The 17,541-nt window shown below is 65.8% G+C and carries 16 protein-coding genes and 1 pseudogene; 9 read left to right on the top strand and 8 right to left on the bottom strand.

The features are described 5' to 3' along the window. Window positions 1–62: 62 nt before the first annotated feature. Both AC3A6P_RS26520 and AC3A6P_RS26515 read left to right on the top strand, forming a co-directional pair. Window positions 63–140, top strand: a complete 78-nt coding sequence (locus tag AC3A6P_RS26520) for a putative leader peptide (protein WP_487695181.1) — start codon at window positions 63–65, stop codon at window positions 138–140. An 80-nt stretch (window positions 141–220) separates the two neighbouring features. Beyond that, window positions 221–1,171 carry a sulfite exporter TauE/SafE family protein gene (locus AC3A6P_RS26515; RefSeq protein ID WP_487695046.1) on the top strand — a complete coding sequence of 317 codons (951 nt, stop codon included), beginning with the start codon at window positions 221–223 and terminating at the stop codon, window positions 1,169–1,171. Here the strand turns inward: AC3A6P_RS26515 and AC3A6P_RS26510 are convergent. From AC3A6P_RS26510 to AC3A6P_RS26490, 5 genes and pseudogenes are all read right to left on the bottom strand, one after another. Further along, entirely contained in the window at window positions 1,102–2,646 is a 1,545-nt protein-coding gene (locus AC3A6P_RS26510) for a flavin-containing monooxygenase (protein WP_487695044.1), read from the bottom strand. The two genes, AC3A6P_RS26515 and AC3A6P_RS26510, sit on opposite strands and share 70 nt — an antisense overlap. A 36-nt stretch (window positions 2,647–2,682) precedes the next feature. Next, on the bottom strand, window positions 2,683–3,717 hold the full coding sequence (locus AC3A6P_RS26505; RefSeq protein ID WP_487695040.1) for a hypothetical protein: 1,035 nt from the start codon (window positions 3,715–3,717) through the stop codon (window positions 2,683–2,685). A 102-nt stretch (window positions 3,718–3,819) separates the two neighbouring features. Beyond that, window positions 3,820–5,136, bottom strand: a complete 1,317-nt coding sequence (locus AC3A6P_RS26500) for an acetyl-CoA hydrolase/transferase family protein (RefSeq protein WP_487695038.1) — start codon at window positions 5,134–5,136, stop codon at window positions 3,820–3,822. A 54-nt stretch (window positions 5,137–5,190) separates the two neighbouring features. Further along, a complete protein-coding gene (locus AC3A6P_RS26495; RefSeq protein ID WP_487695179.1) occupies window positions 5,191–5,367 on the bottom strand; it encodes an ANTAR domain-containing protein in 177 nt (58 codons plus the stop codon). Window positions 5,368–5,412: 45 nt separating this feature from the next. After that, a pseudogene (locus AC3A6P_RS26490) lies at window positions 5,413–6,261 on the bottom strand (alpha/beta fold hydrolase); the annotation flags it as partial. A gap of 582 nt (window positions 6,262–6,843) precedes the next feature. Here AC3A6P_RS26490 and AC3A6P_RS26485 point away from each other — a divergent pair. The 4 genes from AC3A6P_RS26485 to AC3A6P_RS26470 all read left to right on the top strand — a co-directional run bounded on the left by AC3A6P_RS26485 (window position 6,844) and on the right by AC3A6P_RS26470 (window position 10,720). Then, window positions 6,844–8,106 (top strand): fatty acid desaturase family protein, encoded by a 1,263-nt coding sequence (locus AC3A6P_RS26485; RefSeq protein ID WP_487695037.1) that lies wholly within the window; start codon window positions 6,844–6,846, stop codon window positions 8,104–8,106. Between the two features lie 85 nt (window positions 8,107–8,191). After that, window positions 8,192–8,866 (top strand): GAF and ANTAR domain-containing protein, encoded by a 675-nt coding sequence (locus tag AC3A6P_RS26480; RefSeq protein WP_487695178.1) that lies wholly within the window; start codon window positions 8,192–8,194, stop codon window positions 8,864–8,866. Between the two features lie 58 nt (window positions 8,867–8,924). After that, window positions 8,925–9,692 (top strand): GAF and ANTAR domain-containing protein, encoded by a 768-nt coding sequence (locus tag AC3A6P_RS26475; RefSeq protein WP_487695035.1) that lies wholly within the window; start codon window positions 8,925–8,927, stop codon window positions 9,690–9,692. Between the two features lie 227 nt (window positions 9,693–9,919). Beyond that, window positions 9,920–10,720, top strand: a complete 801-nt coding sequence (locus AC3A6P_RS26470) for a GAF and ANTAR domain-containing protein (RefSeq protein ID WP_487695033.1) — start codon at window positions 9,920–9,922, stop codon at window positions 10,718–10,720. A 50-nt stretch (window positions 10,721–10,770) separates the two neighbouring features. On the opposite strand, the gene AC3A6P_RS26465 is transcribed toward AC3A6P_RS26470, so the two are convergent. The 3 genes from AC3A6P_RS26465 to AC3A6P_RS26455 all read right to left on the bottom strand — a co-directional run bounded on the left by AC3A6P_RS26465 (window position 10,771) and on the right by AC3A6P_RS26455 (window position 13,146). Next, window positions 10,771–11,070 (bottom strand): hypothetical protein, encoded by a 300-nt coding sequence (locus AC3A6P_RS26465; protein WP_487695031.1) that lies wholly within the window; start codon window positions 11,068–11,070, stop codon window positions 10,771–10,773. Window positions 11,071–11,269: 199 nt separating this feature from the next. Then, on the bottom strand, window positions 11,270–11,890 hold the full coding sequence (locus tag AC3A6P_RS26460) for a superoxide dismutase (RefSeq protein WP_487695030.1): 621 nt from the start codon (window positions 11,888–11,890) through the stop codon (window positions 11,270–11,272). A 431-nt stretch (window positions 11,891–12,321) separates the two neighbouring features. After that, on the bottom strand, window positions 12,322–13,146 hold the full coding sequence (locus tag AC3A6P_RS26455) for a phthiotriol/phenolphthiotriol dimycocerosates methyltransferase (protein WP_487695029.1): 825 nt from the start codon (window positions 13,144–13,146) through the stop codon (window positions 12,322–12,324). Window positions 13,147–13,892: 746 nt separating this feature from the next. Between AC3A6P_RS26455 and AC3A6P_RS26450 the strand changes: the two genes are divergently transcribed. From AC3A6P_RS26450 to AC3A6P_RS26440, 3 genes are read left to right on the top strand one after another with little or no spacing between them, the layout of a single operon-like run. Next, the gene (locus AC3A6P_RS26450; RefSeq protein ID WP_487695028.1) at window positions 13,893–15,008 is read left to right on the top strand and encodes a glycosyltransferase; all 1,116 of its coding nucleotides are present in this window, start codon (window positions 13,893–13,895) and stop codon (window positions 15,006–15,008) included. Between the two features lie 50 nt (window positions 15,009–15,058). Next, on the top strand, window positions 15,059–16,036 hold the full coding sequence (locus AC3A6P_RS26445; RefSeq protein ID WP_487695177.1) for a glycosyltransferase: 978 nt from the start codon (window positions 15,059–15,061) through the stop codon (window positions 16,034–16,036). 20 nt (window positions 16,037–16,056) lie between these two features. Next, complete coding sequence (locus tag AC3A6P_RS26440) at window positions 16,057–17,511, top strand: glycoside hydrolase family 130 protein (RefSeq protein ID WP_487695175.1); 1,455 nt, start codon at window positions 16,057–16,059, stop codon at window positions 17,509–17,511. Window positions 17,512–17,541 lie beyond the last annotated feature (30 nt).

Genomic DNA, 17,541 nt, shown 5'->3' with positions numbered 1-17,541 from the left:
CACGCGCCGACCCGTGCGCGCATCTTTGGCGAAGCTGAACGTTTCCTGGTAGTAAGTACGCAATGTCCGCACACCAGGGTCTGACCAGCCGTCGTGCTGTCGATCTGCTGCGTGTTGCCTCTTCTCTCTGTTGTCTCTGACATAGCGGCGCCCGCGCGCTCACACGCGCCGTCGGCTGCTGCCCGCATTCCTGTCACGTAGACCTACCCGGAGAAAATCAGTGAAGACCCTTGTTCTCATCGGCCTGGTGGGCCTGGCCGCACAGCTCGTCGACGGCAGTCTCGGCATGGCCTACGGCGTCACCACCACCACTTTGTTGCTCGCCATCGGCACCAATCCCGCCGCAGCCTCGGCCACCGTGCACCTTGCCGAAATCGGCACCACCCTGATTTCCGGTGTCGCGCACTGGAAATTCGGCAACGTCGACTGGCAGGTGGTCCGGCGCATCGCGATTCCCGGTGCCATCGGCGCGTTCCTCGGGGCCACAGTGCTCTCGAGCCTGTCCACCGAAGCAGCAGCGCCGCTCATGGCGATCATCTTGCTGGTGCTGGGCCTCTACGTCCTGGTCCGGTTCACCTTCCAGGGCATCCCCCGCCACAACCTCGGCAAGCCCCTGCGCAAACGGTTCCTGACGCCGCTGGGCTTCGTCGCAGGATTCGTCGACGCCACCGGTGGCGGCGGCTGGGGCCCGGTGGGCACGCCGGCCATCCTGGCGAGCGGCCGCATCGAGCCTCGCAAGGTGATCGGCTCCATCGACACCAGCGAGTTCGTCATCGCCCTCGCCGCCAGCCTCGGTTTCCTGGTCAGCCTCGGCTCGCAGGGCATCAATGTCGGTTGGGTGCTGGCCATCCTCGCCGGCGGCGTCATCGCCGCACCACTGGCCGCCTGGCTGGTCCGGCATATCCCGCCCCGGCTGCTGGGCGCCTCGGTGGGCGGCATCATCGTGCTGACCAACACCCGCAGCCTGCTGCGCAGCGACTTCATCGATGCCGGCGATGCGGTGCGGTGGGCGTTCTATGCCGTGATCATCGTGGCCTGGGTGGGCGCCTTCGTGTACTCGTTGCGCCAGTACCTCAAGGATCGCGAGCACGAATCCGCCGACTACGTGTCGTCGATCGCCGCGTCGAACTCCCCCGACCCCGACGACGACAAGGCGGCCGCCCCGGCGTAGTCGCCCAGCAGCGCCGCCAACCGCTGTTCCCGTCCTGTCAGGACGTTGGACGTGATGGCGCCGAACGCTGCGGCGTCGCGCGCGAATCTCGCGGATGCCTCCGGCAGTGCGTCCGGTCCGTCCAGCCGGAAGCAACTCGGCGCCAGCGGTCCGAACAGCAGGGCGCGCTGCAGTTCGGGCCACCGGTGCAGTCGCGGCTCCACACCGGCCGCGCGCGCAAAGGTCAAGGCCGCCAGGTTCATTCGACTCTTCTGCGGCAGCCCTCGGCGCGCGCGGTACTCGGCGACAGCGCGGCGCTGCTCGGTATCGGCCGGCGCGGGCACCGTGCCACCCCAGGTGTAGGCGATCCATCTGGCCTGCAGTTCCAAGGGAACGAAGTAGCCGCCGGACTGGTCCCACATGCCGCAGAAGGCAAGGCCCGGTAGGTCGGGGTGGAAGGTGTAGCGATCGGCGTCCAGGTGCACGTCGTCGAGATCGAGGATGTGCCGGATCTCATCGCTCAGAAAGGGCAGGTGCAACCGGAAACCGGTGCCGAACACCACGCCGTCGAACTGTTCGGTATGTCCATCGGCAAATGCCACCGTCGTGCCCGCCACATGGTCGATCCAAGGCCGCACCGTGATTCGTCCCTCGGCGACCAGTGGCAGGAAGTGCTGGCTCAGCGTCACCCCGGCGGCGAACAAGGACGGATCCGGGGCCGGGGCGCCATACTGTTCTGGACTCCCGCCGGCCTCCAGGACGATCTGCCTGAGCTGCCGGTCGACTTCGGGTGCCGGCAGCGCCTCGTTGGCCAGCGTCCCGTACCGGGTGAAGATCCGGTGATCCGACGGAACACCCGCCGCGAATTTCGGCAGCACATAACGTTGGCGCCGCTGGGTGACCACCACCCGAGCGGCGCCGTGCTGCGCCAACTCGGCGGCGATTTCGAGCGCGCTGACCGCGCAACCGGCCACCAGTACCCGCTTGTCGGTGTAGCGGGCGGGGTCGCGGAAATCGAACGTCGGGATCGTGGACTCCGAACCGGTGAAACTATCCAGGCCATCGATGGCGGGAATGACCGGTGCGTGAAATCGGCCGGTGGCCACCACAACTCGGTCGAACGCTTCCTCACCGTCCGTCGTGCCGACCACCCATCGTTCCCCCGCTCTGCGCAGGCTCTGCACAGCGGTGTCGAAGCGGATGCGTGCGGTGATGGCGAACGCGTCGGCGTAGCGGTTCAGATAGTCGAGCACGTCCTGGTTCGCCGGAAACACGGCGTCCGCCGTGGGCTCGAGGTCGCCGAAGGCCGTCAGCACGCGACTGGTGTTGGTGTGCATACCCGGCCATACGCCGCTGCGGCCCCGGTGACCGGTCCACTGGCCGCCCAGCGTGGGCGCCTGTTCGAAGAGGGTCGGCTCGAAGCCTTGGGCCAGCAGCCAGCGCGCCGTGACCACACCGCCCGGCCCGGCGCCGATCACCGCAACTCTTCCCGTCACCGGCGTATTGTCACCGCGCCGGCCGGTCGGCGTGGGCTATTCAGCGGCAGACGCCGTGTGCCTGGGTGACCTGTCGGAATCGCGTTTGGCGGTTTCGCCGCGGTTCTTGTCGCTGGATTCAGCGTGGGAGGTGGAAGCCTGGCCTGCCTTCTTCTCCGATCGAGACGATTCCGAGGATGACGCCTGTGCCCCCGGCTTCTTGCGCAACGACGTCCTCGAGGCTGGTTGCTCCCGCTCCTTGGGCGTTGCGGGCTCGCTGTCTTCGGATGCAGGCTCGTCGGCGTCGGAGGCGGGCTCTTCCCCTTCCTGAGCGTCGGGGTCTTCACGAGAAGCGAGGTTCCCGCGGTCATCCTTGCGGACCGGACGGCCGACGTCGTCGCGTCGCGGATGCGGACGACTGGTCGACGCGGCCTGATCAACAGCAGGCGTGCTGGTTTCGGCGGGTTCGGAGTTCGTCTGCGCAGCCGCGAATGGCAGCGGGGGCAACGGCCAGAGCCAGAAGTTCCACTGGTCGATGCCCAACTGCACCAGAGCATCCCAGCTGTCTTGCGCGACATTCCCCAGGCCTTCGCCGAACGGCAGCGGGCCCCAGAGCCAGTTGGCCGAGTTGACGACGAGGCTTTCGACGATGTGCTCCCCGAAGTCGTAGAAGATCATGATCTGCGGCGCCAGCCATCCCACCCACGGCACCCAGCCAACACCCCAGGTGACGAGTTCGAATCCGTACCGAACCCACGGCTCGATGGCGTGGTAGGTGTCGATGATGGCGTCTTCGAACTCATAGGCGCCCGGCGTCGGCGACGGTCCAGGGACCTGGGGCGCCACGGGAGCCGGCTGACTCACGCTCGGCGGGATCACGAACCTGTTCAGGTCCAACTCCACCAACGACTGGAAAACACCGGATCGCGGTTCCGGCGGCGGTTGCGCCACGGCCGGTGAAGCCGCCGCCAGTTGAACCACCGGAACCGGTGCAGGTTGCGGTGGGGGTTGCACGGCGGTAGCGCCTGCGATCGCCGCGACGCTCACGAGTGCGATACCTGCTGTCGCGAAGTTCTGTCCCACGATTTTCATCGGAGTCCCCTGCCCACTCGCGATTCCGTGATACCTGCAAGGGACCGCGGACCTGATCGGAGTCTAATCCCGAACGCCGGCCCTGAACTCAGATCCGGCAACTCACTGAATCGGTGAGCGCCCCTTGGCGGCGCGTTCTGCCGCTTCGAACAGTTCGTCGCGAAACGCGGGGTGCGCGATCGCCGCGAGTGCTTCACCGCGTTGTTGCACCGTCAGACCTTCCAACTCGGCGGCGCCGTACTCGGTGATGATGACGTCGACGTGATGGCGCGGCGTCGTGATCACCGCTCCCGGACCGAACCAGGGCACGATCCGCGACTGCAGTTCGCCGTCCTTGTCGTATGTCGAGGGCAGGCAGATCAGGGAGCGATCGGACAGTTCGAGCCCGGTTCCGGCGACGAAGTCCTCGGCTCCGCCGATTCCGCTGAACTGGTCACCGTTGATGGTGTCGGCGACGACCTGGCCGTGGATGTCGACGGCCAGCCCGCCGTTGATCGAGACCATATCGTGGTTGGCGGCAATCACTTCCGGCGAATTGACGATCTCGACCGGCAGGAACGCCACGTCGGTGTTGCCGTCCAGCCACGAGTAGAGCTCCGGCGAGCCGAACGCGAAGGTCGTCACGCTCACCCCGCAGTGGAGGCCTTTGTTGGCGTTGGTGACCTTGCCTGCGCGGTGAAGCTGCATGCAGCCGTCGGTGAACATCTCGCTGTGCAGCCCGAACTCACCGCCATCGCCCTCGGCCAGCAACATGGCGATCTGGCTGGGAATCGAGCCGATGCCGGTCTGCAGCGTCGAGCCGGGGCGGATGAATTCGACGGCGTGCCGCGCGATTGCCGTGTCCGCCTCGGTGGGCGGCGCACTGGGCAGCGACAGCGGTTCGTCCGTCGAGTGCACCATGATGTCGATCTCATCGATGTGCACCGCGTGCCGGTGCTCGCCGCCCACTCCGAAGGTCCGTGGATAGGAATCGGACACCTCGACAACGAGCACCCGGTCGGGATCGGCTGCCGCACGGTGGATTTCGTCGATGGTGCCACCCGCGTGCAGCGACAGTGAGCACCACCCGTCGGCGTCGGGTGGCGCCGCCACCGTTGTCATGACGCGCGGGGCCTGCCGTTCGAGCAGAGGGCCGAACCGCCGGAAATCGGCAGGTGTGAAACCGATGTTGGCGCCGCTGTCGCGCAGCCCGCGTTCGAGCGGGCCGAAAAATCCTGACAGATAGTGCACCCCGGGCCGGGAGAACAGCTCCGTGACGACGGCCAGCAGCGCGCCGTACACCCGCAACTCGGTCCAATCGTCGCGTTGTCCGAGCGCACGCAGAAACGCCGGAGGCTGTCCAGGACCCAACGGCATGCCCAGGGTGTCGGCGGTGCTGAGCCGGGCGGCGGCCTCGTCGGCGGTCAATTCCTGTGGCATGCGGTTACCTTGCCATGCACGCCGCGGACCGCAGTCACTTTGAGTGGGTTGTGGTCAGCACCGTGTCGACAGGCGAACCATCTCCGTGATCTGATGCCGCGCGGCGTCCTCGAGCGTGATGTTCTCGGTGTGGCTGAGGTGCTGAAGCCGCGCCGCTGCGTCCTGCGCACTCAGTCCCCGTCGGGCGATCATCATCCCGATCGCACGGTGAACGATGGCTTGCCGTTCCACCAGGTGCTTCAGGCCGGCCGCCGCGCCTCCGGGAGGCGTGGTGCGCTCGGCCAGGAAATCGCTGATGATGCCGGCGACCTCGGCGGGTGCCTCGATCTGCGGGAAGTGCCCGACCCCCGGAAGCACCTCGAGACGACTTCCCGCGCGCGCCGCCGCAGCTTCGTAGCCGTGCTCCACCGGAATGATCCGATCCTCCTCGCCCCAGATCAGCAGTGTCGGCACCTCAACTCGCACGTGCAACCGGCTGATCGCGCTCACGGCCTGCCCGCGGTAGTCGACGACGGAACGCAACGTCCGCATGAACGCCTGGCGGGTGGGTCGGTCGGTGAACGACGAGTAGGTTTTCCACATCTCGGCGGCGCGCGGCGACGTGAACCCCAGCGCGGCTAGCCCGGAGCGCACCGCGTTGCCGAGGCCGACGACCGGCGGCGGCGCGACGAAGGGGAACACCAACTCGAGCCCGGGCGCCGACAGTAGCCGCAGTATCCACCCCACATCGGGGCCCAATCCGCCGCTGCTGAGCAGAATCAGGCGACGGCAGTATTCGGGATGCTGGTAGATGAACTGCATGGCCACTCCCCCGCCGAGAGAGTGCCCCACCACGGTGGCCTCTTTGATGTTCAGCTCGTCGAGCAGGTCACGCAGCCCGGCGGCGAAGGCCCCCAGTGAATAGTCGGCCCGCGGCTTGTCGGACTCGCCGTGGCCCAGCAGGTCGGGCGCCACCACGCGGTGGCTGCGGGCCAGTGCGGAGAACACCGGTCCCCACGACTCCGAGCTGCCTGCCATCCCGTGGATCAGCAGCACCACTTCGCCGCTGCCGGCCTCCCGGTAGGCCAATCGATCGCCGTGCAGGTTCAGGTAGCGGACGTCGCCATCGATGGTGTCGTTCGTCATAAGAGCTCCTCATGCCGAGGCGCCGCTGAGTTCAACGTCAGGGCCTGGTCAGCAGTTTGGTGTCAGTGCGCTGAGTCGATGGCGACTCGGGCGGCTGACCACACGTATCCGGCTGTTGTGCCGGCGTGCGAAGCGGGTGGTAGGAGCATGTCGTTGATCCTCAGCCTGGGGTAAGTCGAATAGACACTGCCCAAGTCTTGAAGGAGGCCCGACGACCCGGTCCGCATACCCGACTGCGGGCCCGTCAAACGGCGACGACCGGTGTTGGTGATCCGGCCCCTGGCAGCCGCACGAATCTCGTTTGTCGACAGGACTTTTCTCGGTGACCTCGGCGATTTTCGACGAAGTCGGGAGCGTCTCCCGACAGAGGCCAATCCAGGCCTGCGCAAATGCTCACTGTGGTCCGCGCCACCGTTTTCGGGCGCGTTGCGCGGGTATTCTTGAACCAGTCCTAAGGCAGACCGCCGCGGTGTCCTCAGATACCTCGTCTGGTTCCGGATTGGGTCAGGTTCCCAGACAACGTGGAGCCGAAGCTACCTGAAAGGCCGCGATTCGCGTGGCTTCTCCGACCCTAGGGCAGATATGGCCATAACCGACGTCGCGCAGTATGCACACCTCAGCAACACCGATCTGGAGGCGCTGGGCGCTGAGCTCGACACCATCCGCCGGGATGTCGAGGCCTCCCTCGGCACCAGCGACGCGGCCTACATCCGTCGTACCATCGCGTTTCAGCGCTCGCTCGAAGTAGGCGCGCGGCTACTGCTCGCCGCAGGCAGGTCCCGCGCCGGATGGCTGGCCGGAACAGCTGCCCTGGCCTTCGCCAAGAGCGTCGAGAACATGGAGATCAGCCACAATGTCGGCCACGGCCAGTGGGATTGGATGAATGACCCCGAAATCCATTCCACCACTTGGGAATGGGACATGGCGGGGCTGTCCTCCCAGTGGCGTTACTCGCACAACTTCCGGCACCATGTGTTCACCAACGTCATCGACATGGACGACGACCTCGGCTTCGGTGTGATGCGGATGACCCGGGACCAGCCGTGGGAGCCCCGTTTCCTGCTTCAACCCCTGCGAAACATCTTGCTGGCCATCGGATTCGAATGGGGTATCGCGCTGCACGGAGTTCACGCCGCGCACACCCGAGTGGACACGGCACCGGCGAAGAAGGCTCAGACCCGCGCTGTCGTGAAGAAGATCGGCCGGCAGATGGTCAAGGATTATCTGATTTTCCCGGCGCTGAGCGGGCCGAGGTGGCGCCGCACGCTCGGGGCGAACGTCGCTGCCAATGTGCTGCGCAACCTGTGGGCGTACGTCGTCATCTTCTGCGGGCATTTCCCGGACGGGGCACAGAAATTCAGCGCGGCAGTGGTGGACAACGAAAGCAAGCCAGAGTGGTACCTGCGTCAGATGTTGGGCACCGCGAACTTCAGCGCCGGCCCGTTGATGGCGTTCGCCAGCGGCAATCTGTGCTACCAGATCGAGCATCACCTCTTCCCGGATCTGCCCAGCAACCACTACGCCGAGATCGCCGTCCGGGTTCGGGCGCTGTGCGAGAAGTTCGGCTTGCCCTACACCAGCGGATCGCTGCTGGGCCAGTATCTCCAGACCATCCGCACCATTCACCGACTCGCCCTTCCGGACCGATTCACCACCGACAGGGCGACCCCCGGCAGCGGCATCCCCCGGCCGGCGCCGCCGAAGGTGAGCCGCAGCCCCCTCGACCCCGGCCCTGCGAGTACGGTTGAACCATGTCCTGGTGCCCGGCCGGTCACCGGACGCAAGCATCGGGTAGTCACCCCGCAGCCGGGTGTTCTCGCGCGACGCGAGGTGAGGACATCATGAAAGCTGAAAAACAAACACCCGAGCCGCTGTTCACCGCCGCGGGACCATAACGGTGTCCACCATCGATGACCGGTTGCTCTCAGCCATGGGCGACCGGCGCGGGCCCGGCGCCGCCGACCGGCTGTGCGAAGCCTGTGTGAGTCTGCTGGGTATCGACGCGGCCGCGATATCCCTGGTGTTCGACGGCGCCAACGTGGGCACGTTGGGCGCCAGCGCGCCGCACGCACGCAGATACGACGAGGAACAGTTCACCTACGGCGAGGGACCCTGCTTGGACGCCGTGGCCCGCCGCGGCCCCGTGATCGTCGCCGACCTCGCCGACCCTGCCGAAAACCGCTGGCCGGCGTACGGCCCGGCCATGCTGGCCCACCAGATCCGCGGTATCTACGCCATGCCCATCGTGCTGGCCGGCGAATACGTCGGCGCTCTCGACCTGTTTCAGGCCCAACCTGCTGTGTTCAGCGGCGACCAGGTCATGGGGGTGGTGAGCGCTGCCGCGCTGGCGCAGCTCCCCCTTCTGGACGTCCTCGACACCAGCCTGGACCAGGGCGTCGTCCCCGGCAGTGACGCGTGGGCCGAGCTGAACATCCTGACCCGCGCCGAAGTCAGCCAGGCCACCGGCATGTTGATGGCTCAGCTGAACATCGATGCCCCGGCTGCACTGGTGCGGTTGCGTGCCCACGCTTACGCCACCGGCCGCAGCGCCACCGATGTCGCCCGCGACATCCTCGAACGCCGACTGCGCCTGGACCCCCACTGATGCCGGCCCAGCACTTACTGTCAGATGACGCGGCCACGGTCGCAGAACGGATTTCATCATGACTGACACCCCCCGGGAAACCCGAGTTCTGGCTGCGGTCGTATCACTGGTGGACAGCCTGTTCGACGGTTTCGACGTCGTTGACCTCCTCACCGACCTCACGTCGCGGTGCGCCGAACTCCTCGACGTCGAGGCGGCCGGGCTGCTGTTGGCCGATCCACGGCGGCATCTGCACCTGATCGCGGCGACCTCCGAGCAGTCCCGCGAACTCGAACTGTTCCAGCTGCAGTCTGACGAAGGACCGTGCCTGGACTGCTACAACACCGGTGAGGCGATCACGGTGGCCGACTTGTCCGCCGAACGGCAGCGCTGGCCGCAGTTCGTCGCAGCCGCCGCCGACGCGGGATTTGCCTCGGTGCACGCCGTTCCGATGCGGGCCGCCGGCACGGTGCTGGGTGCGCTCGGGCTGTTCGGCAGCATGACCGGTGCGCTCAACGATGCCGACCGCTTGGTTGCCCAGACCCTGGCGCATGTTGCGTGCGTGGCGATCCTGCAGGACCACACGCCCACGCCGGTGTCGGTTCTTCCCCAGCTCCAGTCCGCGGTGACCAGCCGGATCGTGATCGAGCAGGCCAAAGGATTTCTGCGAGAACATTTCGACGTGTCCGTGGAGGATGCCTTCAAAATGTTGCGTCGCTACGCGCGCGACCACGACAACCACCTCACCGAGGTCTCGCGCAGCCTCATCAGCGATCGGGAAGCGCGCCAGAGCATCCTCGCCGATATGCAGGGGGAGAACAGCCGCCCCCCGGCCTCTGGCGCTTGACCCGCTCAGCACCCGAGGGTCTGCGTAATGCACTGCAGTTGAAGATTTTTGAGTTCAAACAATCGAACACTCCGAGTCCTGCGAACCGGGTCGGAGGACCGTTCTCGCGGTGTCACGCCGCGTCCGCGGAGACGACTTGTCGATGCGGAACCCGAACCGGTTCCCCGCCTCGGGGAATAGACTTCTCTCGAATCCGCCCGTGTGTTCACTGGCGGCGGAAAGGCGCCATGACCCACCCATCCGATCCGACGCTGGAGACCTCCGACGGCACCATCTCGGATCCCACCACCCAACTGCAAGCGGCAGAGGACGACGCCGACCTGCGGGAGAGCCTCGCCGGGCTGTCGCGGGTGACGTTGGACGCGGCCGGGCTGACCGAAATGTTGACCCATGTCGCTGAGTTCGCGGCCAAGGCGATTCCGGGCGCGGAAGGCGCCGGACTGACCCTGGTACGTGACGGCAAGGCCCACACCGTGGTGGCCAGCTCCGAGTTCGTACGGCAGGTCGACGAGATCCAGTACCGGCTCGGGCAGGGTCCGTGCATCACCGCGGCCGCCGAAGGCCGCACAGTCCGCTCAGGATCGTTGAGCGGCGACAGCGAGTGGCCCCGCTTCGGGCCTCGCGTGGGCCGACTCCGGGTCCACAGCGTGCTGTCGCTGCCGCTGCGGGGCGCGGGGGCTGTCATCGGTGTCCTGAATGTGTACGCCCACCCCAAGGACGCTTTTGACGACCGCGCCGGCGAACTGGGTGAGCTGTTTGCGATCCCGGCCGGAATATCCGTCCACAATGCCTATCAGCTGGATGAAACGCGCCGTCTGTCAGCCAATCTGAGCACAGCGCTGACCAGTCGCGCGGTGATCGATCAGGCCATCGGCATCGTGATGAGCCGCAGCGGCTGTACCGCATCCGAGGCATTCGACAAGCTGCGGACCGCCAGCCAGAACGAGCACCGCAAACTCGCCCAGGTTGCCCAACAAGTCGTCGAGGAAGCGGTACGACGGGCCCGGAGCCGCCGCGCCGAGCATTGACCACGCCGTCCAGCTCCGAAGCGCAGCCGCAGCAGAATCCGCGTAGCGGATCACTCAGCGGGCCTGCGCTCTTCGAGGCGTTGATGCACCCGAGCCAGCGCCTCGTCGAAGACCTCGACCTTTTCGCTGCGCTTCTCGTTGGCCGGCTGGGCGGCGCCCCGGGCTCCCTCGGCCTCCACCCGGGCTGCGCCTTGGCGTCGCAGCAAGCTGAAGTTCTTTTCGCGCGCGGTCCGCAGCCGGATCTGCAATTCCTTGAGCTGTTTATCGTCAATGTGCGCAAGGGCTTCCGGATGACTCTCGGCGATCAACGAGGTTTCCTGGGGAGTCAGATTCACGTGGTGGTTGCTCACCGCTGATTCATACCGTCCGCCGGGCACACGGCAATAGCGAATCGCCGGGCAGATTGTTCAATCGACATACGGCGGCCATTGCGCGTTCACCGGCGGCCCTGTGGCGCGTCGGCGGCTGACGGTCCCCGCTTCATCGGACGGTACGCACCGGAGTCGGAGCCCTTCGACGCGACTCCGGTGCGTCGGGTTTCCGGCGACGCTAGAAGATGAGTCCTTGAGCTTTGGTGGTGGCCGCGGCGTAGCGGTTCTGGACGTCCTCCCAATTCACGACGTTCCAGAACGCTTTGACGTAATCGGCTTTGACGTTCTTGTACTGCAAGTAGAACGCGTGCTCCCACATGTCGACCTGCAGCAACGGGATGATCCCCAGGGGAACATTGGCCTGCTGGTCGTACAGCTGAAAGGTCAGCAGCCGCTGCCCGAGGGTGTCGTAGCCCAGGACCGCCCAACCCGAACCCTGCAGACCATTGGCGGCGGCGGTGAACTGGGCTTGGAATTTGTCGAACGAGCCGAACTGGTCATCGATGGCCGCGCCCAGGTCACCAGTGGGCTTGTCCCCGCCGTTGGGTGAGAGGTTCTTCCACCAGATCGAGTGGTTGACGTGACCGCCGAGATGGAAGGCAAGGTTCTTCTCGTTGAGGAAGATCGCCCCGTGGTCACCCTTCGCGCGCGCTTCCTCGAGTTTGGCGACCGCGTCGTTGAGCCCTTTGACATAGGTGGCGTGATGCTTGCTGTGATGGAGTTCGTTGATCTGCCCGGAGATGTGCGGCTCGAGGGCGCCGTAGTCGTAATCCAGGTCCGGCAGCGTGTATTCAGCCATGGCGGCTTCCTTTCTGGTGTTCAGTTATCGCGCGGCCCAGGTGCGGGCTGCGGCCGCTGCGCACGCGATGCTGTGCGACGTCAGCGACCTGATGGCCACCTTATGCGATCTGTCTGACGGTTCATGTGAACAGGTGATACCTTGAATGAGGGCCGGCCCTCGGTCTAAGTCGATGCAGCACATCGCTGGCTTCCTCAATCCCGAGGTGGCGTGGCTGAGGGGCCGGCCCGCACCCTGATCCTCGCTGCATCAACCGATACGACCACCGGTTCGATTCAGGCCGATTCGAAAGCCGCGAGTCGCACCTGTCTCCCCGCTGAATGCGCTGACGGGAACCATCAGAGAAACGGCCGCAGCTGCCTCGACCCCCGGCGACATTGGAGGCGGCGGCAGCCCCGTTGTGCGCTAGTTTGCTGAGTGCGCCTTCATGCTCAGTTCCCAGCCCCACTCTTCGTCAAGCAGTAGATCCGGTAAGAGAGCTCGCCACGCTCGAGGTCCTTGTAGAACATCGAGCCGTCCACCACCGCGAATTCACGGCCGAAGCGGCGCAACAACGGCGGCGAATAGCGATCGATCAGTTCACTCGAGCGGGGTGAATTCAAACGCAAGCCACGCAGCACCTCGTCGCTGATGATCTTTTTAGAAATAAGACGCAGCGGAGGCCGATTCAACCCCGATTCCCAGCTGTCGAAATTGTCACGGTTACGGAAATCGGCGTGCAGAAAGTGCCCACCGGGGCGCAGGACGCGCGCCACCTCGGCCACGAAAGCGTCGAAGTCCGGGTAGATATGGGAAGCCTCGACGTTTATCACCGCGTCGAACGATTCGTCCGGAAACGGCAAGTTCTGGGCGTCGCCCTGAACGAACGTCAGGCCGGGTAGTCGGTGTCGCTTGCGGCAATATTCTATGGCCGAAGCGTTGAAGTCCAGCCCCACGTAGGCAACGGGTTTCAGTGTCCGCACCACGAAGGACGCTCCGCCGCCATGTCCGCAGCTGACCTCCAGCACCTCCTTGCCGCTCAGATCGACCTGGCTGGCAGTCTGATGGTAGAGCTGGATGTGGTACCGGTCGGTCTCATCGGAATCCTCGAGCGGTAGACCCAAAGGCGGGTCCTCTTCGTAGCCCCAGTTCAGGAAAAAAACGTCCTCGTTGTCCACGAGCCTACGGGTCATGAACGGATACCAATACCGGAAAATCTTCTTATAGGTCGCGGTAGATCCAATCCGGTACACCGCAGCCGCGCCGAATCGGTCCATGTTCCGCAAAGGGCTGCCTCTCATATGGGGCAGTGTTTCACGCATCTGGAGGACGGCTGCGAACTTTCTCAAACCTTTCGGCCCACAATTTCGCCGTGTCCCCATATCTGTGAAACGAAGACTTTGCCCGCTTACGATCTTGAAGTTTTCTCGATCTCGCCGGCACGCCGACTGGCACAAACGATGCACCTGGGCGGCATAGCCGGCCACCCCTGCCTAGGCATCACAGTGTTTGCGAAGCACGCGTTGACGCTGCGGTTCGACACGATCAGCCGAACCGGAAGCGTCGAACGTAACCCGATCATCCCGGCGGCGTTTCATGACTAGGCCGGAGTGGGCGCCGCCTGCCGATGGACCCAGCAATGACCACGGGCGCGCTTACATCGGCGAATAAGACTGCGGCACTGCATATTTGAGGCGAAACGTCACCTCTGTTTGCCAGCTCGGGAGCGCGATGTCCTGGGCCTCACCGCAGCTGCCTCCAGAGCACCGAGCACGTACCTGATTCAGCCGTCCAGCGAGTGACAAGTCTCTCGACCCGCGCGCTCGAGCCCCGCAGGGGTGTAGTGTCGAGGGTGCTGGCACTGCCAGTCCATCCGGAAAATGGTTCAGTTTTCTGACACTGGTCTGTCGAGCATCCGCTCACGCCGGATTCATCGCTTGACCGCTCAGTCGGGATTATCTTGAATGCTCCATCATTGATTCAGCCGCTGTTCGCTCCTTTTGGGGTGCAACATTTTCCATATATGCCGAGCTTTGGCATCCTCAGCACGCATCCGCCGACTCCGTGCGGTATCGCGACCTTCAGCGCGGCCCTGTCCGACGGATTGGCAGCCAAGGGCGCCGCGGTCAGCGTGGTGCGCATCGCCGACGACGAGGTCTCCACGCGCAACAACGTCGTCGGGGAGCTCGTCAACGGTTCACCGTCGTCGATAGCACAAACAGCCGAGCTGCTGAACCGAAGTGACATCGCCATCATCCAGCACGAGTACGGCATCTACGGCGGTCCCGACGGCGACGAAGTCATCGAGATCATGGAGCGCCTGCGGGTCCCGTCGGTCGTGGTTGCCCACACCGTGCTCAAAGCTCCTACACCTGAACAACTTCGGGTGCTCGGACGGGTCGTTGCACTGGCCGACCAGATCGTCGTCATGTCGGATACGGCCCGGCGCCGGCTGCGCGAGGCCTACCCTGCCCAGCGTCACAAGGTCACCACGATTCCCCACGGCGCCGCGCTTCCGGCGACCGCCGCACTGAAACGCTGCGCCCGCCCGATCATCTTGACGTGGGGCCTCATCGGCCCGGGCAAGGGCCTCGAGCGCGTCATCGACGCCATGCCCATGCTCAAGTCGCTTCCGGGCAATCCGCGTTATGTCATCGCCGGTCGGACCCATCCCAAGGTGCTGGCCGCCGAAGGCGAGGCCTATCGTGACGCGTGCCTTGCCAGGGCGCAGCGCCTCGGCGTCGCCGATGCAGTGTCCTTCGACCCCCGGTACCGCAGTCCCGCTGAGCTGTCCATGCTCATTCTGCAGGCCAGCGTCGTGGTGCTGCCTTATGACTCAACAGAGCAGGTCACGTCCGGCGTGCTGGTCGATTCCGTCGCAACCGGTCGGCCCATCGTCGCTACGGCCTTTCCCCACGCCGTCGAGTTGCTCGGTACCGGTGCGGGGCTCGTCGTCCCGCACGACGACCCCGGTGCACTGGCAGGCGCACTCCGCCGGGTCTTGATGGACCCGCGCGCGGCAGGTTCCATGGCATCGGAGGCCCGCGGGTTGGCACCGACCATGGCGTGGCCGGTTGTGGCCGACGCGTACCTCACTGTGGCCAAACGGCTCGTCGCTGCACGCTCGGCCGGAGTGTGAGCGCCGCGACGGGCATCGCACCCCACCCGGTCTTCGGGCATCTCCTCGCGATGACGGACCACCGCGGCACGTTCGAGCATGCGGTGTTCGGCGAACGCCGCCGTGAGCACGGATACTGCACCGACGACATGGCCAGGGTTCTCATTGTCACCACCCGGGAGCCCGAAACGCCGGGTGTGTTGAACGGTCTGGCCGGTAAGGCACTGACCTTCTTGAACGAGGCGCAGTCCTACAGCGGGGGCTGCCGCAACCGGATGGACGCGGCCGGAAACTGGACCGATCAGCCCAATACCGACGACCCGTGGGGTCGCTGCCTCTGGGCTCTCGGGACGGCCGCGGCGTACAGCGACGTCAACATGGTTCGCCGGCTGGCAGCAACTCAGTTCGACCGGGCCGCCGCGGTCAGATCCCCGCACCCGCGGGCGATGGCCTTCGCCGCGATCGGGGCGGCCGAACTCGTCAGTGTCGAGCCCGGCCGGCCGTCGGCGCTGGCACTGCTGACCGACTACGCCGCCTCCGTCGCCGGACCCACCGGCGACCGTGACTGGCCCTGGCCCGAGACCCGCCTGGCCTACGCCAACGCCGTGCTGCCCGAGGCGATGATCGCCACGGGCGTCGCGCTGGACAATTCATCGCTGACTCAACATGGCCTGGAACTGCTCGAGTGGTTGCTCGACGCTGAGACCGCGGGCGGTCACTTCTCGCCCACCCCCGCCGGGGGACGCGGACCCCGTGATACCAGGCCCGCGTTCGACCAGCAGCCGATCGAGATCGCCTCACTTGCCGACGCATGCGCGCGGGCGGCCGCCGTGGACCCCAGGCCGCTCTGGCCCAAAGCCATTCACTCCTGTGCTGCGTGGTTCCTGGGCGACAACGACGCCGGCCAGGTCATGTGGGACCCGCAGACCGGCGGCGGCTTCGACGGTCTGCGTGCTGACGGGGTGAATCTCAACCAGGGCGCGGAGTCGACGCTCGCCGTGATATCCACCTTTCAGCAGGCGCGTCGATTCTCCGCTGTGTCACAGTGACTTGCGTACAAGAGGGCTTGATCACGCGCAGCCCGCAGAAGCTCGTCGCTGATCCCGCGCGTGTCATCACCCGACTTTTTGTGCCGGGCCAGGAAGGCTTCGAGGACCAGGAGTCCCGGGCGGGAATCGTGCTCAAGCGTGTCCTGGCCCTGTCCGACGACGACGTTCAGTCCTCCCTCGACGACGTGATCGTCCGCTTCGACGGCCGGCACCGTGATCTGGCCGGGACGTTCCGGCGGCACGCCCGTGAGCTCGCCGACCGGCTGAGCCCCGACCAGCACCTGTCTGACGCGCGAATGTTGTTGATAGGAGCGACTTTCACGAGCGAGTACGCCATCGAGGGAGCCGCCCTGTGCAACCCGAGCATTGTCGCTCACCCCGATCAGGCCGATACAGCGCCGGGAAGCCTGCGCATCGTGATGAGCGTGCGGGGAATCGGCGAGGGCCACCGGTCGTCGATCGGATTCCGCACCGGTGTCATCGACGCTGCGGGCCGACCCACGATCGACGAATCACCGCCCTTGGCCGCGACGGGACGTGTCCATGACGCGCTGCTCGACGCGGCGGTGTTCCGCGGCGAACTCAGCCGAATCTCCAATATCGGCGAGTCCGCGGAATACGTGTTCGACTCACTCGGCGACCGCTTCACGCGAGCCGACCTCGAGGAGCGGCTCGACAACCTGCGTGCGCACCTGAGCACCCGCGGGCATGGTGAACGCGCGGCCGGGCTGTTTCGCACGATTGCCGACCGCTTCTATGCTGTCGAATTCGCCAGCGAGACAAGCTTGTCCGAGCGCGTGCTGTTTCCGGCCATGGCAGCCGAGCACGCCGGCATGGAGGACGCGCGGTTCGTGCGCTTCGTCGACGACGACGGCGCAGTCACTTACTACGCCACCTACACCGCCTACAGCGGATCCGTCATCAGCCAACAGTTGCTCGAGACCACGGACTTCCGGTCCTTCACCTCCAGGCCGCTCGTCGGCAAAGCCGCGGCCAACAAGGGCCTGGCGCTTTTTCCCCGGCGCGTCGGCGGCCGGTACGCCGCCATGTCGCGATCGGACCGCGAAACCAACACCTTCGCCTCGAGTCACCATCTGGCCGTCTGGACCAGTGCGTCACCCTGTCAGCAACCGACTGAGCCGTGGGAGGCACTTCAGCTCGGAAACTGCGGCCCGCCAATCGAAACCGAGGCCGGCTGGCTGGTGCTCACCCACGGGGTGGGGCCGATGCGCACCTACAGCATCGGGGCTATTCTGCTCGACCTCGACGATCCGGCCCGGATGCTGGGCCGGCTCCGACGGCCCCTGCTGCGGCCCAGCCCCGACGAACAGAACGGTTATGTGCCCAACGTCGTGTACTCATGCGGCGCGCTGGTGCACGCCGATACGCTGGTGATCCCCTACGGGATCTCCGACGGCGCGATCGGCCTGGCCACCGCGCCACTGACGGAGTTGCTCACGGAGATGACGTCGTGATGACGTCGCGATGACGGAGCCTGCGCAGGC

This window comes from Mycobacterium sp. Soil_C_30, from assembly GCF_057656995.1.
Note: the sequence above shows the minus strand (reverse complement) of the source record. Positions and strands in the feature narration are given on the sequence as shown.

Coding starts and splice junctions, on each gene's coding strand:
- AC3A6P_RS26520 (WP_487695181.1), top strand. CDS start 63: ATGTCCGCACACCAGGGTCTGACCAGCCGTCGTGCTGTCGATCTGCTG.
- AC3A6P_RS26505 (WP_487695040.1), bottom strand. CDS start 3,717: ATGAAAATCGTGGGACAGAACTTCGCGACAGCAGGTATCGCACTCGTG.
- AC3A6P_RS26500 (WP_487695038.1), bottom strand. CDS start 5,136: ATGCCACAGGAATTGACCGCCGACGAGGCCGCCGCCCGGCTCAGCACC.
- AC3A6P_RS26485 (WP_487695037.1), top strand. CDS start 6,844: ATGGCCATAACCGACGTCGCGCAGTATGCACACCTCAGCAACACCGAT.
- AC3A6P_RS26480 (WP_487695178.1), top strand. CDS start 8,192: ATGGGCGACCGGCGCGGGCCCGGCGCCGCCGACCGGCTGTGCGAAGCC.
- AC3A6P_RS26475 (WP_487695035.1), top strand. CDS start 8,925: ATGACTGACACCCCCCGGGAAACCCGAGTTCTGGCTGCGGTCGTATCA.
- AC3A6P_RS26470 (WP_487695033.1), top strand. CDS start 9,920: ATGACCCACCCATCCGATCCGACGCTGGAGACCTCCGACGGCACCATC.
- AC3A6P_RS26460 (WP_487695030.1), bottom strand. CDS start 11,890: ATGGCTGAATACACGCTGCCGGACCTGGATTACGACTACGGCGCCCTC.
- AC3A6P_RS26455 (WP_487695029.1), bottom strand. CDS start 13,146: ATGGACCGATTCGGCGCGGCTGCGGTGTACCGGATTGGATCTACCGCG.
- AC3A6P_RS26450 (WP_487695028.1), top strand. CDS start 13,893: ATGCCGAGCTTTGGCATCCTCAGCACGCATCCGCCGACTCCGTGCGGT.
- AC3A6P_RS26445 (WP_487695177.1), top strand. CDS start 15,059: ATGACGGACCACCGCGGCACGTTCGAGCATGCGGTGTTCGGCGAACGC.